The organism is Corynebacterium sp. HMSC076C10 (genome assembly GCF_001812455.1).
Taxonomy (GTDB): domain Bacteria; phylum Actinomycetota; class Actinomycetes; order Mycobacteriales; family Mycobacteriaceae; genus Corynebacterium; species Corynebacterium jeikeium_D.
Window position 1 is genome coordinate 54,235 of sequence record NZ_KV809094.1, and the last position, 24,682, is coordinate 78,916.

Below are 24,682 nucleotides of genomic sequence, written 5' to 3' on the forward strand. Positions count from 1 at the left end.
CTGTGAAAACCAGCCGAAAGCAATCTCAGCAGACCGACGGTGCAGGCCGGGGCACAACAGCGTCGCGGCGTCGGCGTTCAGCGCGCGCCCCGCGACGCGGCTGGCTCATCGGCGGTGGCCTGGTCGCGATTATCGCCATCGTTGCAGCGGTGGTGTGGTTTTCGCCGTGGCTGGTTGTGAAAAACATCGATGTTGAGGGCGTCGTCCACGGGGATAAAGACGCGATTGTCGAGGCCAGTGGTATCTCCGAGAATCAAAAGCTCATTCGCTTGGACACGGATGCCTCAGCGCGCTCCGTGGCGGGGCAGCCGTGGGTCGATAGCGTGACGGTCAGTCGTTCGTGGCCGCAGGGCGTGACTATTTCGGTACGGGAATTCACCCCGGTGGTGTTTGTCCGTGCCACTGACGGAGAGCATCTGTTTTCCGCAAATGGTCAGGAGTTCGTCACGGCAGCCCCGCCGCCGGGTGTCATCGAGGTTGTTGATGCACCTCGTGTGGATGAGCCAACAGACGGCAAAGTTGACCCCGAACCGCGCGTTATCAAGGCGGTTTTGAACGTCGTCAAGGCGTTGCCGGAGCCCGTCGTACACCGTGTGGAGCGGATTAGCGCGCCTTCCGAGGCAGAAATCAAGCTATTTCTGACCGATGGATACGAGGTGTACTTCGGGTCCTCGGATAATGCGGCAGAAAAGGCACGCGCGACGGAGATTGTGCTGAACCGTGGCGAGAAGATTTGGAATGTCTCCAACCCCCGACTACCCGCTGCTAAGGGAGAGTAGAGAATGGTGGTGTCTGGAGTGATTTCTGTGGCTAAACACTATCCCTCAAGTGCAGGTTTAAGGTAGCGACACGCGCTAAAAGGTCGCTGAATTATTTGCAGTTTTCGACCACAATGGGGTCAACAGCTTTTCGGCCATGATGCACTTCTTCCGTGCGGTGTCATGGAGAGCTGTACTGCCCGGCGGTGCCAATGCTGTCGTGCGGCCCATGTGCAACGTGGCTAGATGAAATTTTTAGGACCTATAGGAAAGGGCGAGAAACGCGCAATGACCTCCCCGAATAACTACCTCGCCGTTATCAAAGTCGTCGGTGTCGGCGGCGGTGGCGTCAATGCTGTCAACCGCATGATCGAGGAGGGGCTGAAGGGTGTCGAATTTATCGCAGTCAACACCGACTCGCAGGCCCTGATGTTCTCCGACGCTGATGTCAAGCTCGACATTGGGCGTGAGGCAACTCGTGGCCTGGGAGCTGGCGCTAACCCCGAGGTTGGCCGCACTTCCGCGGAAGACCACAAGGACGAGATTGAAGAGACCCTCAAGGGCGCCGACATGGTCTTCGTTACCGCAGGTGAGGGCGGTGGAACCGGTACCGGTGCAGCTCCGGTTGTCGCGAGCATCGCCAAGAAGTCCGGTGCCCTGACCGTCGGCGTGGTAACCAAGCCGTTCGACTTTGAGGGCAAGCGCCGTGCGCGCCAGGCCGCCGAGGGCATTGAAACCCTCAAGGAGGTCTGTGACACCCTTATCACCATTCCGAACCAGCGTCTGCTGCAGATTGGTGAGCAGGATCTGTCCATGATGGACGCGTTCCGCTTTGCCGACGAGATTCTTTACAACGGTGTCCAGGGTATTACTGACCTGATTACCATTCCGGGCATGATTAACGTCGACTTCGCCGACGTCCGCTCGGTAATGGCTGAGGCTGGCTCGGCTCTGATGGGCGTTGGCTCCGCACGCGGCGACGACCGTGTGATGAATGCCGCGACTCAGGCCATTAACTCCCCGCTGCTGGAGTCCACCATGGATGGTGCACAGGGTGTGCTTATTTCCGTCGCCGGTGGCTCCGATCTCGGCCTGATGGAGGTCAACGCCGCCGCGTCCATCGTGGAGGAAAAGGCTGATCCGGATGCCAACATCATCTTCGGTACCATTATCGACGACAACCTCGGTGACGAAGTTCGCGTCACTGTGATTGCTACCGGTTTTGAGCAGGGTAACGGCAACCCGCTGGACAAGCCAGCTGCAGGTGCCGCTGCACGTCCGGCTGCACAGGATGCCGAGGCGCGTCCGGCCGCTGAGCAGGCACCGCGACAGGGCAGCGCACTGCCGGGCGGTGACAACCTCGGCGCTCCGGCCCCGCGTGTGGAGGAAGAGCGCCCGGTCGCACAGCCGCGCGAGCGTGAGGATCGCGACCGCTTTGTCCCGCGCACCAACCCGAACAGCGGTGGTCTGTTCACCGATAACCCGACACCGCGTACGCAGGAAAACCGCAACTACCGTGGTGCTCACCGCGATGACCGCGACGACCGTCGTGGCGGCTACCAGGCTTCCAGTGACCTGCCGGAGTGGGGCTTCTAAGAAATCATGACTGAATCCCGCCGCAGCCGAAAAATTCTGACGAATCGGCGCGGCGGGTTTTCGCTGCCACCATATGATTCCTTCAATCTTGGAGATCATGTCGGCGATGACCCGTCCGCAGTCGAACGCAACCGCCAGCGCTTGGCCGATTCTCTGGGAATCGACCGTGCCCGCTTCGTCTACATGGAGCAGCTTCACACCAACACGGTCACCGTCGTCAACGAACCACAAACTGAGCCTGTCTCGGCTACCGACGCCATCGTCACGACCACGCCGGGTCTCGCGCTGGTAGTGCTCGTTGCCGATTGCGTTCCCGTCTTGCTTTCCGACGATTATGCGGGTGTCGCCGCTGCGGTACACGCAGGGCGGACCGGTGCCCGCAACGGAATCGTTCGTAAATCTGTCGAGAAGATGATTGAGCTCGGTGCCACGCCCGAGAATATCCATGCGCTTCTCGGTGCGGCGGCTTCTGGCCACAATTACGAGGTGCCTGAGTCGATGGCCGATGACGTCGATAAGCATTTGCCCGGAGCGAAGATGCGAACGAAGCAGGGGACTGCCGGTGTCGACGTGCGCGCCGGCCTGATGCGTCAGCTCTATGACCTCGGTGTACGGCATGTCAATGTCGAGCCCAGCTGCACTATTGAAAATGAGCAGTACTTTTCCTACCGGCGGGAGGGGAAGACTGGCCGTCAGGCGGGCATCGTAATCCTGCCTGAGCAGGGCTAAGTTTCAAAGTTGTAATTTTGGCGCGCCAAATTTGCGCGTGTCTATGCGATATTGCCAACCCAGCCGGTAGGTTGTGGGTAGCACAGACTTAAATTCGCACACTAAGAAGGACGTAGCAGAAGATGGCTGATTTCTTCCGTGGGGTTTCAAATTTTTTCGGTCTTACCCCGACTGATGACGCGGCTTACGACGAGCACTACGACGAGTTTGACCGCCGTGACGAGGAGCGTTTTGATGACTCCTATGCCGACTCGCGTCGTGCGGAGCGCCACCGCTACGAGCTGCGCGAAGAGGCTCCACGTGAGACTGCAAGTGTGAACTCCCGCGAGGAGGACTACCGCTACGGCAACCTGCACTCCGTTGCTGAGACCAAGGAACCGGAGCAGGTCTTCATCAAGCCGGAAAGTGGTTTCCAGGACAAGTACTCCAAGGCTCCGGACATCGGTTCGCACTTCCGCGACGGTGACATTGTCACCTTCGATCTGAGTGAGCTTGACCCATCTGAGGCTAAGCGCTACGTCGACTTCGTTGCTGGACTGGTTTTCGGTCTGCGCGGTCGAATCAAGGCTGACGGCTCCGTGTTCACCCTGTACCCGCATGGCTGCGATGTCAACGAGGGCCAGTTCGACCGGATGTCCGGCTAGTCAGCCGGCTCGCATGGCTTGTTAGTGTTTCGTATTTCGATTAATTAGCTAGACTGTTTATTCGTGTCTTCACTACTGCTAGTTCTGCTAATCCTGCTGAAGCTTTTCACCTATCTGCTGTTGGCTCGCATTGTGATTGAAATGATTCAGTCATTTTCTCGCTCTTGGCGACCAGGCAGGGTGTTTTCGTCGATTGGCGAAGTTGTTTTTGTCATTACCGACCCGCCGGTGAAGCTGTTGCGCCGACTCATCCCGCCTATGCCGATGGGCAACGTGATGGTGGACATGTCTGTGCTTGTTTTGTTCTTCATCCTTATGATTCTGCGAATGGTGCTGCAGGTAGCTCTCGGCGCGGTGGCGTAAATATCGCTAACTGTTTGCTTGGGATCCACAATGTGGATTTCGGTGGAGCTGTGTTGTTTTGACTGTCCCGAATGCGATGTTCTCGGGCATTGAATTGCCGCCGGGGGTGTTAATCGGGGGCAACAATAGGAACCCGTTGGGGATTGTAATCCCCAATGGGTTTTTATTGTGTCGGGGGTAAAGTTCTGTGGCTAAAGGTGCAGGGTAAGGGCGAGGTTTAACGTTTTACTAGAACTTTGCCATTGGTTAGAACGTGGGGGATAGAGTCCTGCCCAAAATAAATGGGGTGAGGACTGTGACTAGAGCAGGTAGGATTGGCCGGGTAAACAGTACTACTGGAAATAATTCTCTTAAGATTTCTTAAGAACTGTCCGCTCAAAGTGTTAGGGGAACTCACCATGCCGTTGACTCCGGCTGATGTGCATAATGTGGCTTTCAGCAAGCCTCCGATTGGCAAGCGTGGTTACAACGAGGACGAGGTCGATCAGTTCCTCGACCTCGTGGAGGACGCACTGGGTGAGCTCCAGGATGAAAACGCTGAGCTGCGCCAGCGGGTTGAGGACCTTGAGGGTCAGCTAGAGCAGGGTGGCGGCGCAGACTACGCTGCTTCCGGTGCTGCCGCTGCGGCGCCGGCTGTCGATGAGGACAAGCTGCGCAAGGAAATTGAGCAGGAGCTGCGCGCTGAGTACAACGAGCGCCTGAGCGCTCAGCAGCAGGAGATTGAGGCTCACTACCAGGATCGTCTGGATGCTCTTGAGAAGCGTGCTTCTGAGGCAGAGGCTTCTGCACAGCAGGCTTCCTCCGCAGCTGCGGAGCAGCCGCAGGCAGTTGCAGCAAGCACCGGCACCGAGTCGCAGGAAGTTAGCCTCCGCGCTGCTCGTATCCTGCAGGCTGCTCAGGACACCGCTGATCGCGTCACCACTGACGCCGACGCTGAGGCCAACAAGCTTGTCACCGAGGCTCGTGAAAACGCTGACCGCACCGTGGCAGAGGCCAATGAAGAGGCCGAGCGCACTATCACCAACGCTCGCAATGAGGCAGAAGCAACTTTGGCTGATGCCAAGAAGCGCAGTGAGCAGCTGTTGGCTGATGCCCGTAACGAGTCTGAGTCGACCCTCACTGACGCTCGCCAGCGCAGCGAGCAGATGATCAGCGACGCAGACGCTCGCTCTAACGCCACCATCACCGCAGCGCAGCAGAAGGCAACCGCGCTGCAGGACGATGCAGAGCGCAAGCACCACGAGATCATGACCACCGTCAAGGAGCAGCAGACCGCTCTGGAGGGGCGCATCGAGGAGCTGCACATCTTCGAGCGCGAGTACCGCACTCGCCTGAAGACCTTCCTGGAGTCCCAGCTCGACGACCTGAACTCTCGCGAGTCGGCTGCCCCGGCCGACGGCTACAACAACTAATTACGTAGCCAACACGTAGAAAACCACCACGCTCGGCTCCCCAGGGAGGGGAGGCAGAGCGCGGTGGTTTTTGCTATCTTTCCCTGTGAACCAATCGCATTCTTTGTTCCGGTCAGGGTTGTAGTAGTTGCCTGAGACACTGCTATACTGACACCCATACGCGCAATGAGCCGGCCATCACCGGGGAGCGTTTCGGAAGAACAGTCCAGTAGAAAATGGGCCCAGTAGAACCGAACGGTTTGGCACCGTTACAAAGCCTTATTAAATAAGCGGGCTATCGCGTGAAGCCGCATGGTTCTTGTTCGCAAGAACCGTCGTAAAGCGTGATGCCAAGCGGGGTGGTACCGCGCGAGACTCCTTTTCAGCGTCACCAGTAACAACGCTGAAGGGGCTAGGCATGCGTCCCCGTGGTGAGTATTAATGATGTTCGACCACGGAAGTGACGTAGAAACGGTGTCTAATTCGAACGATGTAAATGCCTCTGCTGAGGCCACTCCGGCAGGTGGCGCGTATCCGCGCACTGCTGACTTTGGTAAGTACACCTCCAGCCCGAAGTTTCCGGAACTGGAGGAAAAGGTTCTGGAGTACTGGGGCAAGGACAGCACTTTCCAGGCCTCTATCGATCAGCGTAATGGTGCTGACGAATACGTCTTTTATGATGGCCCGCCGTTCGCCAACGGTCTACCGCACTACGGTCACCTGCTGACCGGTTACGTCAAGGACATTGTTCCGCGTTACAAGACCATGCGTGGCTACCAGGTTGGTCGCGTCTTTGGCTGGGACTGCCATGGTCTGCCGGCTGAGCTGGAGGCAGAGAAGCAGCTCGGTATTAAGGACAAGGGCCAGATCGAGGAAATGGGTCTGGCTAACTTCAACAAGTACTGCGCTGAGTCGGTGCTGCGGTACGCGGGCGAGTGGAAGGAATATGTCACTCGTCAAGCGCGTTGGGTTGATTTCGACGGCGGATACAAGACCATGGACATGAGTTACATGGAGTCCGTGATCTGGGCCTTCAAGGAGCTCTACAACAAGGGCCTGGTCTACCAGGGATTCCGCGTGCTGCCGTACTCCTGGGCAGAGCACACCCCGCTGTCCAACCAGGAGACCCGCCTGGATGACTCCTACAAGATGCGGCAGGACCCGACGCTGACCGTGACCTTCCCGTTCACCGGCGCCAAGGCAGGCTCGGCAGCGGAGAAGACGCTGGCGGATAACCCGGTGCTCGCTGACACTGCGGCTATCGCATGGACCACCACGCCGTGGACGCTGCCGTCCAACCTTGGTCTGGCCGTGAACCCGAAGGTCACCTACGCCGTAGTTAAGGTCGGCGAGGATTCCTCCGTGCCGGAGTTTGCAGGTAAGAACTTCCTGCTGGCAGAAGCGCTGATTGGTGCCTACGCCAAGGAATTGGGCAAGGAACACGAGGTCGTGGCTACCTTCGCTGGTGCTGACCTGGAAGGCCTGACCTATCAGCCGATCTTCGACTACTTCGCAAATCACCCGAACGCTTTCCAGATTATGGTGGCCGACTATGTCACCACCGAGGACGGTACTGGTGTGGTCCACCAGGCGCCGGCCTTCGGTGAAGACGATATGAACACCTGTAATGAATACGGCATTGATGTCATCATTCCGGTGGACATGGACGGTAAGTTCACTTCGCAGGTGCCGGAGTACCAGGGCAAGTTGGTCTTTGACGCCAATAAGGACATCATCCGTGACCTGAAGGCCGCTGGCCGCGTCGTCCAGCACCGCACCATCGAGCACTCCTACCCGCACTCCTGGCGTTCGGGCGAGCCGCTGATCTACATGGCACTGCCGAGCTGGTTTGTGTCCGTTACCAAGATCCGCGAGCGCATGGTGGAGCTCAACCACAACGAGATTGAGTGGATGCCGGAGCACGTCCGCGACGGTCAGTTCGGCAAGTGGCTCGAGGGCGCACGTGACTGGAACATCTCTCGTACCCGCTACTGGGGATCGCCTATTCCGGTGTGGGTTTCCGACAACGACGAGTACCCGCGTGTCGACGTCTACGGTTCCCTCGATGAGCTGGAGGCGGACTTCGGCGTTCGCCCGACCACACTGCACCGCCCGGAGATTGACGAGCTGGTTCGCCCGAACCCGGACGACCCGACCGGTAAGTCCATGATGCGCCGCGTCCCGGATGTCTTGGATGTCTGGTTCGACTCCGGTTCCATGCCGTTTGCGCAGTTCCACTACCCGTTCGAGAACAAAGAGTGGTTCGAGTCCCACGCACCGGCCGACTTCATTGTGGAGTACATCGGCCAGTCCCGCGGCTGGTTCTACCTGCTTCACGTCCTGTCGGTTGCACTGTTTGACCGCCCGGCGTTCAAGAAGGTCGTCGCCCACGGCATCGTGTTGGGCGATGACGGCAACAAGATGAGTAAGTCCAAGCGCAACTACCCGGACGTCAACGAGGTCTTCGACCGCGACGGCTCCGACGCCATGCGCTGGTTCCTCATGTCCAGCCCGATTCTGCGCGGCGGCAACCTGATTGTCACCGAGCAGGGCATTCGCGAGGGCGTGCGCCAGGCGCTGCTGCCGATGTGGAACGCATACTCGTTCCTGCAGCTCTACGCTTCCAAACCGGCCGAGTGGTCGGTAGACTCCGACAACATCCTGGACAAGTACATCCTGGCCAAGCTTGCAGCAACCGTCCGTGCTGTTACTGAGTGCCTGGACAACACTGACATTGCTTCTGCCACCGATGAGGTCCGTCAGTTCTGTGACGCACTGACCAACTGGTACGTGCGCCGCTCCCGCGACCGCTTCTGGGCCGGCGATGTCAAGCACCCAGAGGCCTTCAATACCTTGTACACGGTGCTGGAGGTTCTCACCCGCGTGGCTGCTCCGCTGCTGCCGATGGCCACCGAGGTCATCTGGCGCTCGCTCACTGGCGGCCGCTCGGTGCACCTGGAGGATTGGCCGGACGTCGACAAGCTGCCGACCGATGACGAACTCGTTGAGTCCATGGACATTGTCCGCAATGTCTGCTCGGCAACATCGCGCATCCGCAAGGCCAACCAGCTGCGTAACCGCCTGCCGCTGAAGAAGCTGACCCTGGCATTCCCGGATGCCGAGCGTCTGCGTGAGTACACCGACATCGTTTCCTCCGAGGTCAACGTCGACAAGGTGGAGTTCACCTCCGACGTGGACTCGGTGGGACGATTCGAGGTCTCCGTCAACGCTCGCGTAGCCGGTCCGCGCCTGGGTAAGGACGTCCAGAAGGTCATTAAGGCTGTGAAGTCTGGCAACTATGAGGTTGTCGACGGCACGGTTGTCGCCGATGGTATTCCGCTGCAGGAGGGTGAGTACACCCGCAACCTGGTCGCGATCTCGCCAGATTCCACCGCTGAGGTCGACGGCGTCAATGGCCTGGTTGTGCTCGACACTGAGCTCGACGAGGACCTGGAGTCCCGCGGTTGGGCTGCTGACCGTATCCGCGGTCTGCAGGATGCCCGCAAGAACGCTGGCCTTGAGGTCACCGACCGCATTTCGGTGAAGTTGCAGGTGCCGGCCGAGCGTGAGGAGTGGGCCAACCGCCACGCTGACCTCATCGCCCGCGAGGTTCTCGCAACTGCTTTCGAGGTCGTCGCTGGCGGAGAGTCCCTGAGCTACGACGTGGCGGACGGCTGCTCGGCGGATATTGCCAAGCAGTAGGGGAGAGTAATCTCTATGCCGACTTCCGGGCGGTGGGTTCTGCACATCGACATGGACGCGTTCTTCGCGTCGGTCGAGCAGCTCACTCGCCCGACTCTGCGCGGGCGGCCAGTTCTCGTCGGCGGACTGGGCGGTCGAGGTGTGGTCGCCGGTGCCTCCTATGAGGCCCGCACGTACGGCGCGCACTCGGCTATGCCGATGGCTCGCGCACGTCGTCTCATGCCACCGACCGCAGTGACGGTCAGTGCGCGCAAGGGCATCTACGGGCCGGTGTCGCGCCGCGTGTTCTCTGTAATCCGCGAGCGCGTGCCCGTGGTCGAGCAGCTCAGCGTCGACGAGGCTTTCATGGAACCCGAAGAGCTTCAGGGAGCCTCGAAGGAGCAGGTCATTGCCTGGGCGGAGCAGCTGCGGGCAGATATCCGGCGGGAGACCGGCTTGGCCTCGTCGATAGGCGCGGGCGCGGGCAAGCAGTTCGCGAAAATTGCTTCCGGCCTGGCGAAACCCGATGGCGTGTACGTGCTGGACCCCGCACGCAATCACGAGCTTCTGCACCCATTGCCGGTAGAGAAGCTCTGGGGCATCGGCCCTGTCACCGCTGCAAAACTGCACACGCTGGGCGTGGAGACGATTGGTGATTTTGCCGCCATGTCCCAGCGCGATGTTGAGGTTTCGCTGACATCCAAAACCGGTGTGATGCTGTGGCAGCTGGCGCAGGGGACAGACGATCGGCCGGTTAAGGAGCGCGACGTCGCCAAGTCTGTATCGGCGGAGTACACCTACCCTGAGGATTTGGAGTCGCAGGCTCAGCTCCACGCCGCCGTCGATCGTGCAGGTGAGTCCGCTTTTCGACGGCTCAAAAAAGATGGCCGTGGTGCCCGCACCATCACTTGCAAGGTGCGTCTGTCTGACCTGAGCATCCATACCCGATCTGAGACGCTCGCCTACGCCACACAGGATTTCGACACCCTCATGGCAGTGGCGCACCGAATCGCGTTCACGCCCGCGGAGGTCGGCCCAGTGCGACTGGTGGGCGTCGGTTTCTCCGGGCTGGATTCGCACATACAAGAAGTCCTGTTTCCTGAGCTCGACCGCGCTATCACCGTCGAAGATCGAGTGCCAGCACCTGCGCTTTCCGACGCTCCCGCCGGCCTGGTCGAGCTATCTGGAACCGGTGCGTTGCCGACCGTTCGGCTTTCCGACTCCAAGTGGGCACCCACCTCGGACGTACACCACAGCGAGTATGGACATGGTTGGGTGCAGGGTTCGGGGCACGGGATTGTGACTGTCCGCTTTGAAAGCCGCACCAGTGGCCCCGGGCGCATGATCACGCTGAAGGAGGACGACCCGGAGCTGCGTCCGTGCTCCGCGGTGTGCAGTTTGGACTGGCCGGAGTGGCTGGCATCCGACGAAGCAGCAGCTCTCGACTTGCCGCAACCTGAACGGGAAAGCGAAGACGAACTCGGCCCCGACGCGGATGCTTGATGCGGTTGCCTGCCTCGATGCCGTTCGCAGCGCTCTGTTTATGCGCTGTCCGTAAACTGGGGCACTATGACTACCGCATCCCGCATTGCAGAGCTCGAGGCAGCTCGCCGCGCCTCGTTGCGCAACACCGATCGAGATCCGAATCCGTCGACCACACTTCCCGACGACGGTCTGGATAACCGCCAGCGCATGCTGAACGGGCAATGGTATATCGCGGACCATCCGGAATCACAGGCTCTGAACGTGCGAATTGGCCAGGTGGCCACTGAATTTGAGGTCGCATTCCGCGAAGACCAGCAGACAGCACAGCAAGTGCTAGCACCGGCACTGGGGTCTTTCGGAGAGAGCAGCACCGTTCGCCCGCCGATTTACCTGGACTACGGCGATAACATCCACATCGGCGACAACGTTTTCATCAACTTTGGGCTCACCGCACTTGACGTGGTGAAGGTGACAATCTGCGACTATGCGCAGCTCGGTCCCAACGTACAGCTGCTTCCACCAGTACACCCACTGGGAGCTGAGGCCCGCGCCGCTTATCTAGAGTCTGGAGATGAAATCATCATCGGACGCAATGCCTGGATCGGTGGCGGAGCCATCATCCTGGGCGGTGTTCACGTCGGCGACAATTCTGTGGTCGCCGCGGGTGCCGTGGTGACTAAGGACGTTCCCGCGGGCGTAGTTGTGGCTGGAAACCCGGCGAAAATCATCCGCATCATCGAGGCGTGAATTAGAACAGCGTCTGCGGATGCACATTCGCAGCCAGCGCGGCGGCGAGAATGATGCGCGCCTGCGGTGCATGCACGCAACCAGCGCTAATCACACCGTGCCGAGCCAGCGTCGCACCGCCACCGGCACCGCCGTAGGCGGCGTGGACATCACCGCGCGGAACGCGCGTTGCCATCACGACGGTCACATCAGCCGCAATGGCCCGGTCAATGGCAGCGGCAAACTCATCGGAGACATTGCCCGACCCCAGGCCCTCTACGACAATGCCGCGTGCACCGGCGGCGACTGCCGAATCCAGCAGTGATCCATCTGCACCCAAGTAGGCGGGGATAATCTCTACCTTCGAGCCCGCCAAAGCCGCCAGAGGCAGCGGATCTGGACGAACCGGCTCCTCCGGTGCATTAGTGGCAAAAGCCAAAGGATCGGTTGTGTGCCACTTCGTCGCACCTCGTACCGGCAAGACTGCGTGGCCAAAGACAATAAGAACGCCAATTCCCTGCGCAGAGGCATCGGAAGCAATGGTCACGGCCTCAAAGAGGTTCCCCGGTCCGTCGGTTTCCGGATGATCATAGGGAAGTTGTGCACCAGTAAAGACAACCGGACGCGAGTCAGCATGGAAAATATCGGCAGCCATGGCCGTTTCCTCCATCGTGTCCGTGCCATGAGTTACGACGACACCGTCCACGGAGTCGTCGTCAAGCACTTCGTGAATAGTGGCGAGAATACGGTCAACGTCGGTGAACGCGAGATTCGACGAGTCCAGCATCCCGAGCTCACGAACCTCCAGCTCTAACATGCCCTCTGGATAACGCTGCGCGACCGCTGCGACGAGCTCCGTGCCCGAGATGGTCGGGGTTAGCGCACCGCTGCGATCCGTGGTGCAGGCGATGGTGCCGCCGGTGGTGATGACAACGATTCGGCGAGGGGAGGCCGTGCTAGACGAGGTCGAGCTAGCCGGGGAATGATCCTGAGTCGACATGTCCACCATCTTACCCAGGCGTTGTTTTGGCCTTGTGTAGGATTATGGAAGGCGTGAAGCCAGCGAATCTTCATGCAGATTTTATTGGAGTAGTGCACATATGAAAGTCCCCTGCAACCAGCGCGTTAGCGGAATGCGTTGGCGCACAGCGCGTGGTGTGACAGTAGCGGCAATGGTCTCGGTCAGCGCACTTGGGCTCGCTGCCTGCGGTGGTGGCAATACTGCAGCGCCGACGACTGAATCGAAGACATCCAGCTCGGCGGAACCCGTCATCATGCTGCCGACGCGCGCAGAGCTTAACGACGTCCTCGCACGCCTTATTAACCCCGATTTACCTATCGAGGAAAAGGCGCTGACCATCGAGGACGGAGATACTGCCGGCGATTTCTTCGACATTGTCACCAATAGTGCCAATGAGCAGGAAATTAGCTTTGATGTCATTGATCCGATCACGCCCGGCTTCACGACGAAGCAGGCCGTAGCCGGCGTCAATATCCTCCGCCCGGAGGAAGATCCGATGCTCGTGGATCAGGTGGACTTCATTTACAGGGATGGCCGTTGGATGCTGAGCAAGGAATGGGCCTGCAACCTGGCGTCGACGCTTGATCCGGAGCACAAGCCGGGGTTCTGTCTCGCGCCGGGCGAAACCCCTCCGCCGCCGCCTGAGCCGGAGGAAGAAGCCCCAGTTGAAGAGGCTCCGGTCGAGGAGGCCCCAGCACCGGTCGAGGAGCCAGCCCCGGCTCCGGCGCCCGAACCACCCGCTGAGGAAGTTCCGCCTCCTGCACCTGAACCGCCGGCTGAGGAGGTCCCGCCTCCTGCGCCGGCCCCGGCTCCGGCTCCGGCGGAGGACGCGCCTCCTCCGCCTCCACCGGCTTAGGCGCCGTCGGGCCAGGTATCACAGCCTAGTCCGGTCGGGTGCACTGGGCAGACAAAAGAAAGTGTCTAGGTTTATGACAGTTCCGCCCATTTTTTGGGAAGAAAAGTGACATAAACCTAGACACTTTCTCGTCTTCTAACCTTGCGCTGGCCAGAGCTATTTCTTCTGGGCTACTTCTTCGACCCGCTGCCGTCCTTAAACTCCAGCCCGCGGTGCGTCTGCTGAGTGATGCGCACATCGGAGTTGCCGTCGCCGTAGGTCACGGAGGTCACAAAGTCGATGTTGCCCTTCATCGGAAGCGGCTTAGTCAGGTCGATGGTGACGCGGTCGGCAAGCATGTCAGTCGTGGCCTCGACAACCTTCAGTGCACCCTCGCCGCCAGTGTCCAACTCCGTGACGGTCGGCACCTGCTTGACATCGACCTTCAAATTAACAATGTCGCCCGCACGGCTGAGCAGGGTATAGGTCACCTTCTGCGTCATCGTGGTCTGGCCTTCGACCTCGCTTTCGACCGTCCAGGTTGCATCCTTTCCGATGTCCTCGGAGGGGAAGACGATAGGTACGGAATGCAGCTGTTGCAGCGCCATCTCCACACCAGCTCGAGCAGTGTCGGTCGCCTTCTCCGGCGCTCCCAGCTTGAGTTCTTTGACCTCACCAGTGGCCGTTGTTGACCAATCAGAGATAAAGCCCTGTGCGGTAGCGATATCCTCATTCAGCTCATCGTTGGAGCCGTGTGGCTTACCCACCTCTGACGTCACCACACGAGTATCGTTATCGCTGGTAACGGTGCTAGTCAGGGGGATTTCCAGGCGGGTGTCCGGGAACGTCTGGTCGCTATCGGCGTTTCCGCCACGCTGCGCGAAGCCCTGCGTCACCGCCACGGTCGACTCCTGCTCCGCGCCGTCATCCTTCCAACGCACGCTCGCCAGCTCACCGCTACCAGCACTGGTCAATTCGACCTTGGGTTGTGCAACGTCCACGGGTTGCGTTTCCACCGAGCTTTCCGACGAGCACGCGGCCAATGACACCACAGTGGTAGCGGCAACAACAGCGGTGCCGACCCTCGCCAGCAGGCCATGCTTGGTGTGACCAGGCTGGTCGCTGCGGCTAGGTCGACGGAACCACGAGGAGGCGGATTCTCCTGCACGTCGTAAAGCAGAGGAGGCCGGAACAAACTGAGATTGGAAACGTCGAGTCACACCGGTTAGCGTACCGGTTTCGCGGTGGATAGGAACCACCCGGGCGGTGTCAGTTGGCTGAATATGGGTTTGTTAGGCCATTATGGGACAGTGACTAAGAAGGAAACGAGGACATATTTCCCGCGGCGGGGGATTCTCGCTGTGGTTATTGTGTCAGTTGCGATCATTGATCAGCTGACCAAGATTATCGCTTTGAAGACTCTCGATGGCCGTCCTGCGGTGCAGGTGATCGGCAATCTCTTCGAGTTGCGGCTCGTTTTTAACCCTGGTGCGGCCTTTTCCTTTGGCACGAACGCCACCTGGGTTTTTACCACGTTGCAGCTGGTTTACATCCTGGCTGTGATGTGCTTTTCCCATTGGCTGCGCAGTCCTATATCGGCGACTGCAGCGGGGCTTATTGCTGGTGGTGCGCTGGGCAACCTCATCGATAGGCTGTTTCGGGAACCCGGTTTCTACGTCGGCCACGTCGTCGATTTCCTGTCGGTGAAGGGTTTTGCCGTATTTAATATCGCGGACTCCGCGATTACTGTGGGCGTTATTATCCTCGTTATCTGGATGGTTTTTTCCAAGGAGCCGGATCTCTTCGCTGATCAGATTGCAGCGGAGAAGAAATCTGCTCAGCAGGATCAGAAGCAGTCGGCGGAGGGAGGACAGCAGTGAACGACAATGCAGTAAATACCGGTGCAGCACTCGGGGGAGCGCACCAGCCCGACCGAGAAACCCGGCAGATGCCCGTTCCACCGGGCTTGGCCGGTATGCGGGTAGACGCCGGTGTGTCTAAATTGCTGGGACTCTCGCGCACCGCGGTGGCTGATTTGGCAGCGGCTGGGGACATCACGGTCGATGGCGTGAGCGTTGGCAAGTCCGACCGACTGGAAGAAAACGCTTTCCTCTCTGTGTTGTTACCGCCGGTGGAAAAGCCATTGGTTCCCAAAGAAGAACTCGTCGAGGGCATGGACGTGCTCTACCACGACTCCGATTTGGTGGCTGTTCACAAGCCTGTCGGTGTGGCCGCACATCCGTCGGTCGGTTGGGAAGGCCCAACGGTTATCGGCGGACTGGCGGCTGCTGGTTTCCGCATTTCTACCTCCGGTCCGCCCGAGCGAAAAGGCATCGTGCATCGCCTCGATGTTGGCACCTCTGGCGTGATGGTTGTCGCCTGCTCCGAACGGGGCTACTCCGTGCTCAAGCGGGCGTTCAAAAACCGTGAGGTGTCCAAGACCTATCACGCTCTGGTTCAGGGGCATCCGGATCCGCTGTCGGGGACAATTGATGCGCCGATTGGCCGTCATCCTTCGGCGGGTTGGCGCTTTGCCGTCCGCCAGGATGGCAAGCATGCTGTGACGCACTACGAAACGCTTGAGGCCTTCGCCCCAGCAACGCTGCTGAAGGTGAATCTAGAGACTGGGCGCACGCACCAGATTCGCGTGCACTTCTCTGCGCTGAATCACCCATGCTGCGGCGATCCCATGTACGGTTCCGATCCGGCATTGGCCAAGCGGCTGGGGCTCAACCGCCAGTGGCTTCACGCGGTCTCGCTTGGTTTCCACCATCCGGCAGATGGGCGCTGGATGGAAATCGAATGTCCATACCCAGATGATTTGAACCACGCATTGGAAGTTTTGAGGCAGGGCACATGACACAGACTCCATCGGGATCCAAGAACTCACCGCGCCGCGAAACTCGTGCGAAAAGCACTGGTGACGGCAGTATTTCGCCAGTGATGGCACTTATCTCTGGTTTCTGTGTTGTCGTATTGGTGATTGTGTTAGCAGTCGCTTCGACCTCCGATCGGGTAAGCAAGCCGCAGAACCTCAACGGCGATGCGCTCGGTCCGGATCCGTGGGAAGCAACCGAGCAGTACGTAGAGCGTGCCGATGAGTCCCTCGCGAATATGAAGAAAGAGGACTACCGGCTAAAGACCGGCCAGCCAGTCGTAGAGGACCCGAAGTTCTGGGCAATGGTGACTTTTGACCGGCTGCTCGATGCGCAAGAAGCGGCACAGGTCTATGAAAAAGAGCCCTCTCTGCGAGTATCGACTGCAATCATCGGCGGTGTGAGCACCCGGTATTTGCCGCAGCCGAGTAAAACAGCGAGCGAAGAAAAGCTGCTGCAAGATCAGCTGGAGTTAGCGGCTGCTTACGCAGACGTCGCGATTGACGACGAACGGCTCGGCTTCAACGGTTTACTGGTCTATGGTGACGCTGAATCGTTGATGGATGTCAAGAAAATGCCCGATGTGAAAGCTGTCGAGGCGCTGCCATCAGATGCGGCGCGTGGCCGTTTTGGTATTCGCCCGGTGCTGAGTTCCGGCTTCACGGATAAAGATCCGCTCTTTGCGCCGGGGCTGAGCCAGAACTAAGCGGCCAGACCTAATAGAAGCCAGGACTAAGCGGCCAAGTCCAAACGACTAGGATGAAGCGGCTAGAACTCTGCCTCCAGTACGCAGTTGGTTTCAACAAGAACGAAAAGGAGTCAGTCAACAGTGATTCAGGCATTCGGTGCGTACCTTTTGTGGGCGCTGTTTCCGCTCTATTTCCCCTTGCTGGAACCAGCAGGGGCCGTAGAGATTTTGGCGCACCGATTCGTCTGGACCCTTGTCTTTATGGTCATTGCCCTCAGCTTCATGCGCGCATGGCCAGAGCTGAAGGCCGCGAGTGCCAAGACCTGGGGCACTATTTTTATTGCCGCACTGTTGATCTCCGTCAACTGGGGTGTGTACGTCTACCTGGTCAACAATGGGCAGGTGGCGGAGGCCGCGCTCGGCTACTTCATCAACCCGCTGGTCAGCGTTTTGTTGGCGATGATTTTCTTCCGTGAAAGCATCTCGCGGTTGCAGCTCGGCAGTGTCATCCTGGCAACCATTGCGGTCATTGTTCTCACAATTGGTGTGGGACATCCGCCGTTGGGTGCGCTGGCGCTGGCGTTCAGTTTCGGTTTTTACGGACTAATGAAGAAGCGGGTATCGCTTTCCTCCGCAGCTTCGCTGACGGCCGAGTCCGCCGTAATTACACCGATTGCTCTGGCCTACATCCTCTGGTTGACCTACAACGGGCAGAGCACGTTTACCTCCGAAGGAACAGGCCACACGCTACTCATGATGAGCGCCGGTGTTGCTACCGCCATTCCGTTGCTGCTCTTCGGCGAAGGTGCCAAACGCCTGCCGCTGGCCACCTTGGGTCTGATGCAGTACCTCACTCCGGTTCTCCAAATCACCCTGGCAGTCACTGTGCTGGGCGAGCAGCTCGAACCGGAGCGCTGGATCGGGTTCTTCATCATCTGGGGTGCCGTCGCGCTGTTCATCTGCGATCTCATCCTGAAGATGCGGCGCCAGAGGCGGGTTCGCCGGGAACTCCGCAAGGCCGGTGTTGAACCGGCCGCGGTTTCCGACGATGCCGCTGACCAGGCGGATGGGGCGGTTACCCGGGACGTCGTAAAGCCGGCAGATAATTAGCAGAAAAGGTCGCGCAGGTGCTCGTTGAGGAAGATTCCCTGCGGGTCGACCTTTTCCCGTAGTGCCTGGACCTCGCCGAACAGCGGGTAGCGTTCTGCGAAATCCTCCGCGCGGAGCGTGTGCAATTTGCCCCAGTGCGGGCGACCTTCGTGGGCCTTGAAAATCGGCTCGATGAGGTTGAAGTACTCTCGGTAGTTTTCCTTCCAGTAGCGGTGGATGGCGATGTAGGCACTGTCGCGACCGTACGCAGTGGATAGGGCCACATCATCGGCTTTCGCGGAGCGCACCTCGATGGGGAAGGAGACTTTCATCCTCTTGCGGGCAATCGCGTCGCGGATTTCCCCGAGGACATCGGAAGCAGCCTCGAGCGGGACTGAGTACTCCATCTCGGAAAAACGCACTCGGCGCGGCGAGACAAAGACCTTGTGCGCCTCATTGGAGTAGCTGCGCTCTGGCACGGTGTTGGTGGCAATCCGGTTGATGGTATCGGTCGTAGCGGGAATGGCCTTAGCAATCTCGCAGCACGCCAAGAGTCCCATGTTGTTGACGACTTCGTCGTTAAGATACGTACGCGCGCTGCCCAGGCGCTGCTTCAGGCTATTGCGGCTCGGGCGGCGGTGGCGCTGCGGTTCAATGCGAGTATTGTGCTTGACCAGCGTCTCGCGCTGTCCCGGGAACCAGAAAAACTCCAGGTGGTCAGCTTCTTTGCAGCGCTCGGCGAAACTCTTGCGCAGGGAATCAAACTCTTCGCGGTGCTCGTCGGCGTGCAGATCAAACGCTGGCACGACGGACATCGTGACCTCCGTAAGCACGCCGAAGACACCCAGTCCCAGCCGGCCGAGGCGGTAGAGCTCGCCGTCGATTCCCTCAGCGTCCGGATGGCAGTGCCTGACGACGCCATCCGCGGTGACAATCTTGAATCCTTTCACGGTGCCCGCGAAGCCGGTGAATCCAAGCCCGGTGCCGTGTGTGCCAGTAGAGATAGCACCGGCCAGCGACTGCGGATCGACATCGCCCTGGTTGGGAAGTGCCCAACCGAGCGGGCGCAGAATACCTGGAGTGTCGCGCAGGCGAGTGCCGGCACGCAGCGTGGCGGTCTGGTTGGCGGCGTCGAGTTCGACCAGACCAGAGCAGCGGTCGAGTTGAATGCGGTGCCCATCGGTGGTGGCCACGGAAGTAAAAGAATGACCGGCCCCCAGCGGGCGCACCGTAGTTCCTTCGGTCTTCGCCGCTTTAATTACCGAGATGACGCCCTCATCATCGTGTGGCTGATGAGTGTAGGACGGGGTGCACGATTGCGTGTGCGCCCAATTGCTCCAATGCGAGTTGGCGACGGCTTTCGCCTGCGCACGCCGACGTACGCGTGGTACTCGGGACTCAACTGTAGAGACTGTGAAGCGGGCGTTGTTGTGTGAATTGCTCATGTGAAGATCAATCCCTTTCCTCGGTACGTGGGCCAGTGGGCGATGATGGTGCCATCTCGAACTGCAATGACTTCTTGTGTGTGCTCGGCTATTTCGCCGGCCTTGGCGTGGCGGAACCACACGGGATCTCCCAGCGAAATTGCGTCGGCGGTCTTGCCGAGCAGCGGAGTCTGCACCTCACCTGGGCCTTCCTCTGCCGCGTAGCGCAGGTCAGTGGGGTACCAGGGGGTTGGCAGCCGGTCAGCTCCCGCCGGCCCAGAGGCAATTCGACCACCGCCGGACACCGTGACCACGCCCTTCTTAGGACGTCGCGTCGCCGGCAACACAAACCAGGACGCCGGGCGCAGATTGAATGCACGATAGTTATCGAAGAGGGTTGGTGCCAGGAACCCCGACCCCGCCGCTGCCTCGGTGACTGCGGCCTCGGCGCACGTCGACTCCAGCGACCCCGTGCCACCACCGTTGACAAACTCCAGCGGCCCCGCCACTTTCTCGACTGCAGCGACAACCTTCGCGCGGCGCTTTGCCAATTCCTTCTTTGAGACGGCCTGCATCACTCGAATTGCGCGCGCACGCAGGGAGTTTCCGGCATCGCCCACTCCGGCAATGTGTCCCTCATACATCATGATTCCCGCCAGCTGCAGCTCCGGACGGGCAATAATCTGCTTGGCAAACGCCGCTGCCTGCTTCGGCGAGAACAGGCTTGAGCGCAGCGTACCGATATGCACGCCGGGGAGGGGACGAAAGGATGCGTCGACGTCCATACACACGCGGATTGGCGCATTTTCGCTTGCCGACGACGCCAGCGCCTCTAGATGCTCGGGACGGTCAACCATGACGCAGATGGCGGCACGCGCTGCATCATCGTCGGCAAGCTCTGAGATAGCGCGGGCGTCAAGAGTTGGGTAGGCGACGACGATGTCGTCACTAATGCCTTCTCGGAATAGGTACAGCGCCTCTGCCAGTGAATATGCCAGCACGCCCTGGAAACCGGGGAAGGCCAGGGCGTGCGAAATAAGCTGTGGAATGCGAATCGATTTCGAGGCCACGCGGATAGGCATCCCGTTTGCACGGCGGAGCATATCGCGGGCATTGGCTTCGACCGCCGCGAGGTCGACGACGACTGCAGGAAGGGAAGTGCAGTTAAGCAGCGTGTCGGTAGCTAGTGGCGGGCGGGCTGTCTGGGACGTCTGCGGCGGCAGCGCCTCGGGTAAATGAGACGTCGGTGTCGGAGCCGGGCGGGATGTACCCGAGGACTCCGGGGCAGAAGCTCGAGAAAGTTTCATGCCCTAAAACGTAATCATTGAAAACCTGTACTGTCTTTGATTTTGAAAAGAAAGTCAGAATTTTGACCGGCAGAGTGTGTTAGGGCGGGCTATTAGCTAGACCAGCCAGCTATAACGGGCGGCGTCCATATCGGAGGTGATGACATCGCCATCGACGAGATAGCCGGCGGCAACGGGGCGGCGGTCGATGGTTGCAAGAACCTCGTCAAGCTCGGGCTTGGGGAAGTAGGTGAAGTGGCCATCGGAAAGTGGTGCGAACACTGTATTGCTCCTTTGGTTCTTTGGTCGAGGGCAGTGTGTTTCTCTATGGTCGTGAGGAAATATGAGGACTTCCTCACGAACCGTGGTGTCGAGTATTGTCAACTGGTTTTGAAAAGTAAAGGAAAAGTAAGAGTGATGTTGCACACGTCTTTAGCTATAACTGTGCAGGCATAAGGGGCTGCTTCATTTTGGGTGTTCGAAGGAATCGTGTTCAATCCGGGGGATTGTCTACAATCTGGACTCATGGCTAACTCCTCCTTCGTGCATCTCCACAATCACACCGAGTACTCCATGCTCGACGGCATGGCGAAGATTGATTTGCTGGCTGATGAAGTTGCGCGTCAGGGGATGCCTGCGGTCGGTGTCACCGACCACGGCAATATGTTTGGCTCGAATGCGTTCTATCGGCAGATGAAGTCCAAGGGCATCAAGCCAATCATCGGCATTGAGGCCTATATGGCGCCGGAGAGTCGTTTTAATAAAAAGCGCATTCAGTGGGGTGAGCCGCATCAGCGTCGAGATGACGTCTCGGGTCGCGGTTCCTACTTGCACCAGACCATGTTGGCAGCGAATGCGCAGGGTCTGCGGAACCTGTTCTACCTGTCGTCGATGGCATCGTATGAGGGACAAATTAGTAAGTACCCGCGTATGGATGCCGAGTTGGTGGCAGAACGCGCCGAGGGCATTATCGCGACCACTGGTTGCCCGTCGGGTGATGTGCAGACGCGTCTGCGACTGGGGCAGTTCGACGAGGCTCTGCAGGCCGCCGGGATGTGGCAGGACATCTACGGCAAGGAAAACTACTTCCTTGAGCTGATGGATCACGGGCTGGATATTGAGACCCGTGTGCGCAGTGAGCTACTGGAGATTGGCCGGAAGCTGAACCTGCCGCCGCTGGTTACGAATGACTGCCACTATGTCACCCGTGACCAGGCCAAGGCTCACGAGGCTATGCTCTGTGTGCAGACGGGTAAGACGCTCAATGACCCGGACCGTTTTAAGTTCGACGGTGACGGCTACTTTATTAAGTCCGCCGAAGAAATGCGCGCGACCTGGGATCACCTAGTCCCGGGTGCCTGCGATAACACGCTGCTCATCGCAGAGCGCGTCGAGGACTACGACGAGCTGTGGGAGGAGCACCCGCACGATCGCATGCCGAAGGCGGACGTTCCGGAAGGGGAGACGCCGACGACATGGCTGCATCACAACGTGATGGAGGGGCTGCGCAAGCGCTTTGAAGGGCGCGAGGTACCGGAGGAGTACATCCGGCGCGCGGAGTACGAAATTGAGGTGATTGACGGTAAGGGCTACCCGTCGTACTTCCTTATCGTGGCGGAGTTGATCCGCCATGCCCGTGAGGTGGGCATCAAGGTCGGTCCGGGGCGCGGTTCCGCTGCCGGTTCTTTGGTTGCATACGCGACGTGGATCACCAATATCGACCCGATTGAGCACGGTCTTCTCTTCGAGCGATTCCTGAACCCAGAGCGCCCGTCCGCGCCGGATATCGATATCGACTTCGATGACCGCCGCCGCGATGAAATGATTCGCTACGCCGCCGATCGCTGGGGCGAAGACAAGGTGGCGCAGGTGGTCACCTTCGGTACGGTGAAGACCAAGCAGGCTCTGAAGGACTCGGCGCGTGTGCAGTTCGGTCAGCCGGGTTACCAGATTGCAGACCGCATTACTAAGGCGCTGCCACCTGCGATTATGGCTAAGGACATTCCGCTGAGCGGCATCGTCGACCCGGAGCACCCACGCTACGGCGAGGCCGCCGAGGTCCGACAGCTTATTGAAACCGACCCGGATGTGGCTCGAATTTACGAGACGGCTCGTGGTCTCGAGGGCGTCGTTAGGCAGACCGGCGTGCACGCCTGTGCCGTGGTGATGGCGTCGGTGCCACTCTTGGATCACATCCCGATGTGGAAGCGACAGGCTGACGGCGCGATCATCACTGGCTGGGACTATCCGGCGTGTGAGGCCATCGGTCTGTTGAAGATGGACTTCCTGGGTCTTCGAAACCTGACGGTTATCGGTGACTGTATTGAGCACATCAAGTCCAACCGAGGCGAGACAGTTCTGCTCGATGACCTTCAGACCGATGATCCGAAGGTCTATGAGCTCCTGTCACGCGGTGACACCCTCGGCGTGTTCCAGCTCGATGGTGGCGGAATGCGTGAGCTGCTCAAGCGCATGCAGCCAACGGGCTTCGACGACATCGTGGCATCGCTGGCGCTATACCGTCCGGGGCCGATGGGTGTGAACGCGCACTTTGACTACGCGGATATTAAGAATGGTCGCAAGCCTTATAACGCCATCCACGCGGAACTGGATGAGCAGCTGAAGGAAATCCTGGAAGAAACACACGGCCTGATCGTGTACCAGGAGCAGATCATGAAGATCTCGCAGAAGCTGGCGAATTACACCGCGGGCCAAGCAGATGGTTTCCGTAAGGCCATGGGTAAGAAGAAGCCCGAGGTGCTGGCCAAGGAGTTCGTGAACTTCGAAGGCGGCATGTTGGAAAATGGTTTCTCTAAGGATGCTGTCCAGAAGCTGTGGGATATTATTCTGCCCTTCGCCTCGTACGCGTTTAACAAGTCTCACGCGGCGGGCTACGGCCTGGTGTCCTACTGGACCGCGTATCTGAAGGCCAACTACACCGCTGAGTACATGGCGGCGCTGTTGACCTCGGTGGCGGATGATAAGAACAAGCTGGCTATTTATCTGTCGGACTGTCGCCACCTTGGCATTAAGGTGCTGCCGCCGGATGTCAATGAGTCGGGTATGGACTTCGAGCCGGTCGGTGAGGATATTCGCTTCGGCCTTGGCGCTATCCGCAACGTCGGCCATGATGTGGTCGCGTCGATTGTGAAGACGCGCGAGGAGAAGGGCAAGTTCACGTCGTTCTCGGACTATCTGGACAAGATTGAGACGCTGCCGTGTAACAAGCGCATCACCGAGTCGCTGATTAAGGCCGGCGCTTTCGACTCGCTGGGGCACCCACGAAAGGGCCTTGCGCTCATTCACGAAGAAGCCATTGACTCGGTGCTGTCGACCAAGAAGGCTGCAGACAAGGGACAGTTCGACCTGTTTGCGGGCTTCGGTGGGGAAGAGGACACCGGATCGGAGAGCATCTTTGAAATCCGTGTGCCGGATGAAAAGTGGGATCGCAAGCACGAGCTGACCCTGGAACGAGAAATGCTGGGCCTCTATGTCTCCGGTCATCCACTCGATGGGTTCGAAGAATCGCTGGCCGCGCAGACCGATACCGCTTTGACCACGGTCGTCGGTGGGGAAGTCGCTAACAACACCGAAATCACTATTGGTGGCATTGTCTCTAGCGTTGACCGTCGCGTGAATAAGAACGGTCAGCCCTGGGCGATTATCGGTATTGAGGACCACAACGGCGCGCGCGTGGAAGTCATGGCTTTTGCGAGGACCTACGCGATGATTGCCACCAGCATTGCTGAAGACGCCATTGTGCTTATTCGTGCTCGCGTTCAGTACCGCGATGACCGCATGAGTGTGGTCTGTGATGACCTGAAGCTGCCGGATCTTGGCCGTAATGGCTCCACTTCGGCGCCGCTGCGTTTGACCATGCGCACTGATCAGTGCACTCCGGAGATGATTGCCAAGCTGAAGTCAGTACTGCTGGACAACCCAGGCGACTCCGACGTTTACCTCAAGCTTGTCGACGGCGATTCCCACACCACTTTGGTTCTCGGCGAGCACTTGCGGGTCGACCGGGACGCCAGCTTGATTGGTGATCTGAAGGCGACGATTGGGGCCAGCATTTTGGGGTAGCTTATCG

At 59.2% G+C, this 24,682-nt stretch carries 20 protein-coding genes; 15 read left to right on the forward strand and 5 right to left on the reverse strand.

What is annotated here, in order from left to right; all coding sequences use genetic code 11:
* Positions 1-2: 2 nt before the first annotated feature.
* The 9 genes from HMPREF2857_RS01815 to HMPREF2857_RS01855 all read left to right on the forward strand — a co-directional run bounded on the left by HMPREF2857_RS01815 (position 3) and on the right by HMPREF2857_RS01855 (position 11,394).
* Positions 3-779 (forward strand): cell division protein FtsQ/DivIB, encoded by a 777-nt coding sequence (locus HMPREF2857_RS01815; protein WP_070603087.1) that lies wholly within the window; start codon positions 3-5, stop codon positions 777-779.
* A 267-nt stretch (positions 780-1,046) separates the two neighbouring features.
* Entirely contained in the window at positions 1,047-2,354 is a 1,308-nt protein-coding gene (gene ftsZ, locus HMPREF2857_RS01820; RefSeq protein ID WP_016422996.1) for a cell division protein FtsZ, read from the forward strand.
* A 6-nt stretch (positions 2,355-2,360) separates the two neighbouring features.
* Positions 2,361-3,083 (forward strand): peptidoglycan editing factor PgeF, encoded by a 723-nt coding sequence (gene pgeF / locus HMPREF2857_RS01825; protein ID WP_016422995.1) that lies wholly within the window; start codon positions 2,361-2,363, stop codon positions 3,081-3,083.
* Between the two features lie 122 nt (positions 3,084-3,205).
* Complete coding sequence (sepF, locus tag HMPREF2857_RS01830) at positions 3,206-3,727, forward strand: cell division protein SepF (protein WP_048731168.1); 522 nt, start codon at positions 3,206-3,208, stop codon at positions 3,725-3,727.
* 63 nt (positions 3,728-3,790) lie between these two features.
* On the forward strand, positions 3,791-4,090 hold the full coding sequence (locus HMPREF2857_RS01835; RefSeq protein ID WP_048731166.1) for a YggT family protein: 300 nt from the start codon (positions 3,791-3,793) through the stop codon (positions 4,088-4,090).
* A 398-nt stretch (positions 4,091-4,488) separates the two neighbouring features.
* Positions 4,489-5,502, forward strand: a complete 1,014-nt coding sequence (locus HMPREF2857_RS01840) for a DivIVA domain-containing protein (RefSeq protein ID WP_049170271.1) — start codon at positions 4,489-4,491, stop codon at positions 5,500-5,502.
* Between the two features lie 420 nt (positions 5,503-5,922).
* Entirely contained in the window at positions 5,923-9,183 is a 3,261-nt protein-coding gene (gene ileS / locus HMPREF2857_RS01845; RefSeq protein WP_083310482.1) for an isoleucine--tRNA ligase, read from the forward strand.
* A gap of 15 nt (positions 9,184-9,198) precedes the next feature.
* Positions 9,199-10,665 carry a DNA polymerase IV gene (locus HMPREF2857_RS01850; protein WP_070642438.1) on the forward strand — a complete coding sequence of 489 codons (1,467 nt, stop codon included), beginning with the start codon at positions 9,199-9,201 and terminating at the stop codon, positions 10,663-10,665.
* A 66-nt stretch (positions 10,666-10,731) separates the two neighbouring features.
* Positions 10,732-11,394 (forward strand): DapH/DapD/GlmU-related protein, encoded by a 663-nt coding sequence (locus HMPREF2857_RS01855; RefSeq protein WP_083310483.1) that lies wholly within the window; start codon positions 10,732-10,734, stop codon positions 11,392-11,394.
* A 1-nt stretch (position 11,395) separates the two neighbouring features.
* Here HMPREF2857_RS01855 and HMPREF2857_RS01860 read toward each other — a convergent pair whose 3' ends face one another.
* Positions 11,396-12,373 carry an asparaginase gene (locus HMPREF2857_RS01860; RefSeq protein ID WP_049170275.1) on the reverse strand — a complete coding sequence of 326 codons (978 nt, stop codon included), beginning with the start codon at positions 12,371-12,373 and terminating at the stop codon, positions 11,396-11,398.
* A 133-nt stretch (positions 12,374-12,506) separates the two neighbouring features.
* On the opposite strand from HMPREF2857_RS01860, the gene HMPREF2857_RS01865 reads away from it, so the two are divergent.
* Positions 12,507-13,250, forward strand: coding sequence for a WKL family lipoprotein (locus tag HMPREF2857_RS01865; protein ID WP_246819575.1), 744 nt, complete (start codon positions 12,507-12,509; stop codon positions 13,248-13,250).
* A 170-nt stretch (positions 13,251-13,420) separates the two neighbouring features.
* Here HMPREF2857_RS01865 and HMPREF2857_RS01870 read toward each other — a convergent pair whose 3' ends face one another.
* Positions 13,421-14,449, reverse strand: a complete 1,029-nt coding sequence (locus HMPREF2857_RS01870; protein WP_246819576.1) for a hypothetical protein — start codon at positions 14,447-14,449, stop codon at positions 13,421-13,423.
* Between the two features lie 90 nt (positions 14,450-14,539).
* Here HMPREF2857_RS01870 and lspA point away from each other — a divergent pair, with 90 nt between their 5' ends.
* The 4 genes from lspA to rarD all read left to right on the forward strand — a co-directional run bounded on the left by lspA (position 14,540) and on the right by rarD (position 17,903).
* On the forward strand, positions 14,540-15,109 hold the full coding sequence (gene lspA / locus HMPREF2857_RS01875; RefSeq protein WP_070642445.1) for a signal peptidase II: 570 nt from the start codon (positions 14,540-14,542) through the stop codon (positions 15,107-15,109).
* A 68-nt stretch (positions 15,110-15,177) separates the two neighbouring features.
* On the forward strand, positions 15,178-16,089 hold the full coding sequence (locus HMPREF2857_RS01880; RefSeq protein ID WP_070642563.1) for an RluA family pseudouridine synthase: 912 nt from the start codon (positions 15,178-15,180) through the stop codon (positions 16,087-16,089).
* Positions 16,086-16,811: a hypothetical protein gene (locus tag HMPREF2857_RS01885; RefSeq protein ID WP_070642448.1), complete on the forward strand. Its 726-nt coding sequence runs from the start codon at positions 16,086-16,088 to the stop codon at positions 16,809-16,811. The genes HMPREF2857_RS01880 and HMPREF2857_RS01885 overlap by 4 nt, the downstream gene beginning before the upstream one ends.
* A gap of 123 nt (positions 16,812-16,934) precedes the next feature.
* Entirely contained in the window at positions 16,935-17,903 is a 969-nt protein-coding gene (gene rarD, locus HMPREF2857_RS01890) for an EamA family transporter RarD (RefSeq protein WP_070642450.1), read from the forward strand.
* On the opposite strand, the gene HMPREF2857_RS01895 is transcribed toward rarD, so the two are convergent.
* From HMPREF2857_RS01895 to HMPREF2857_RS11180, 3 genes are all read right to left on the reverse strand, one after another.
* The gene (locus tag HMPREF2857_RS01895) at positions 17,900-19,327 is read right to left on the reverse strand and encodes a D-arabinono-1,4-lactone oxidase (protein ID WP_070642453.1); all 1,428 of its coding nucleotides are present in this window, start codon (positions 19,325-19,327) and stop codon (positions 17,900-17,902) included. The two genes, rarD and HMPREF2857_RS01895, sit on opposite strands and share 4 nt — an antisense overlap.
* On the reverse strand, positions 19,324-20,613 hold the full coding sequence (locus tag HMPREF2857_RS01900) for an alanine racemase (protein WP_070642455.1): 1,290 nt from the start codon (positions 20,611-20,613) through the stop codon (positions 19,324-19,326). The genes HMPREF2857_RS01895 and HMPREF2857_RS01900 overlap by 4 nt, the downstream gene beginning before the upstream one ends.
* Positions 20,614-20,709: 96 nt before the next feature.
* Positions 20,710-20,874: a hypothetical protein gene (locus HMPREF2857_RS11180; protein WP_168165019.1), complete on the reverse strand. Its 165-nt coding sequence runs from the start codon at positions 20,872-20,874 to the stop codon at positions 20,710-20,712.
* A 243-nt stretch (positions 20,875-21,117) separates the two neighbouring features.
* On the opposite strand from HMPREF2857_RS11180, the gene dnaE reads away from it, so the two are divergent.
* Positions 21,118-24,675, forward strand: coding sequence for a DNA polymerase III subunit alpha (gene dnaE, locus HMPREF2857_RS01905; RefSeq protein ID WP_016422978.1), 3,558 nt, complete (start codon positions 21,118-21,120; stop codon positions 24,673-24,675).
* Positions 24,676-24,682: the final 7 nt, after the last annotated feature.

Excerpts from the sequence above, each read along its gene's own strand:
- ftsZ (WP_016422996.1), top strand. The coding sequence starts at position 1,047 with ATGACCTCCCCGAATAACTACCTCGCCGTTATCAAAGTCGTCGGTGTC.
- pgeF (WP_016422995.1), top strand. The coding sequence starts at position 2,361 with ATGACTGAATCCCGCCGCAGCCGAAAAATTCTGACGAATCGGCGCGGC.
- sepF (WP_048731168.1), top strand. The coding sequence starts at position 3,206 with ATGGCTGATTTCTTCCGTGGGGTTTCAAATTTTTTCGGTCTTACCCCG.
- HMPREF2857_RS01840 (WP_049170271.1), top strand. The coding sequence starts at position 4,489 with ATGCCGTTGACTCCGGCTGATGTGCATAATGTGGCTTTCAGCAAGCCT.
- ileS (WP_083310482.1), top strand. The coding sequence starts at position 5,923 with ATGATGTTCGACCACGGAAGTGACGTAGAAACGGTGTCTAATTCGAAC.
- HMPREF2857_RS01850 (WP_070642438.1), top strand. The coding sequence starts at position 9,199 with ATGCCGACTTCCGGGCGGTGGGTTCTGCACATCGACATGGACGCGTTC.
- HMPREF2857_RS01855 (WP_083310483.1), top strand. The coding sequence starts at position 10,732 with ATGACTACCGCATCCCGCATTGCAGAGCTCGAGGCAGCTCGCCGCGCC.
- HMPREF2857_RS01860 (WP_049170275.1), bottom strand. The coding sequence starts at position 12,373 with ATGTCGACTCAGGATCATTCCCCGGCTAGCTCGACCTCGTCTAGCACG.
- HMPREF2857_RS01865 (WP_246819575.1), top strand. The coding sequence starts at position 12,507 with ATGCGTTGGCGCACAGCGCGTGGTGTGACAGTAGCGGCAATGGTCTCG.
- HMPREF2857_RS01880 (WP_070642563.1), top strand. The coding sequence starts at position 15,178 with ATGCCCGTTCCACCGGGCTTGGCCGGTATGCGGGTAGACGCCGGTGTG.
- HMPREF2857_RS01885 (WP_070642448.1), top strand. The coding sequence starts at position 16,086 with ATGACACAGACTCCATCGGGATCCAAGAACTCACCGCGCCGCGAAACT.
- HMPREF2857_RS01895 (WP_070642453.1), bottom strand. The coding sequence starts at position 19,327 with ATGAGCAATTCACACAACAACGCCCGCTTCACAGTCTCTACAGTTGAG.
- HMPREF2857_RS01900 (WP_070642455.1), bottom strand. The coding sequence starts at position 20,613 with ATGAAACTTTCTCGAGCTTCTGCCCCGGAGTCCTCGGGTACATCCCGC.
- dnaE (WP_016422978.1), top strand. The coding sequence starts at position 21,118 with ATGGCTAACTCCTCCTTCGTGCATCTCCACAATCACACCGAGTACTCC.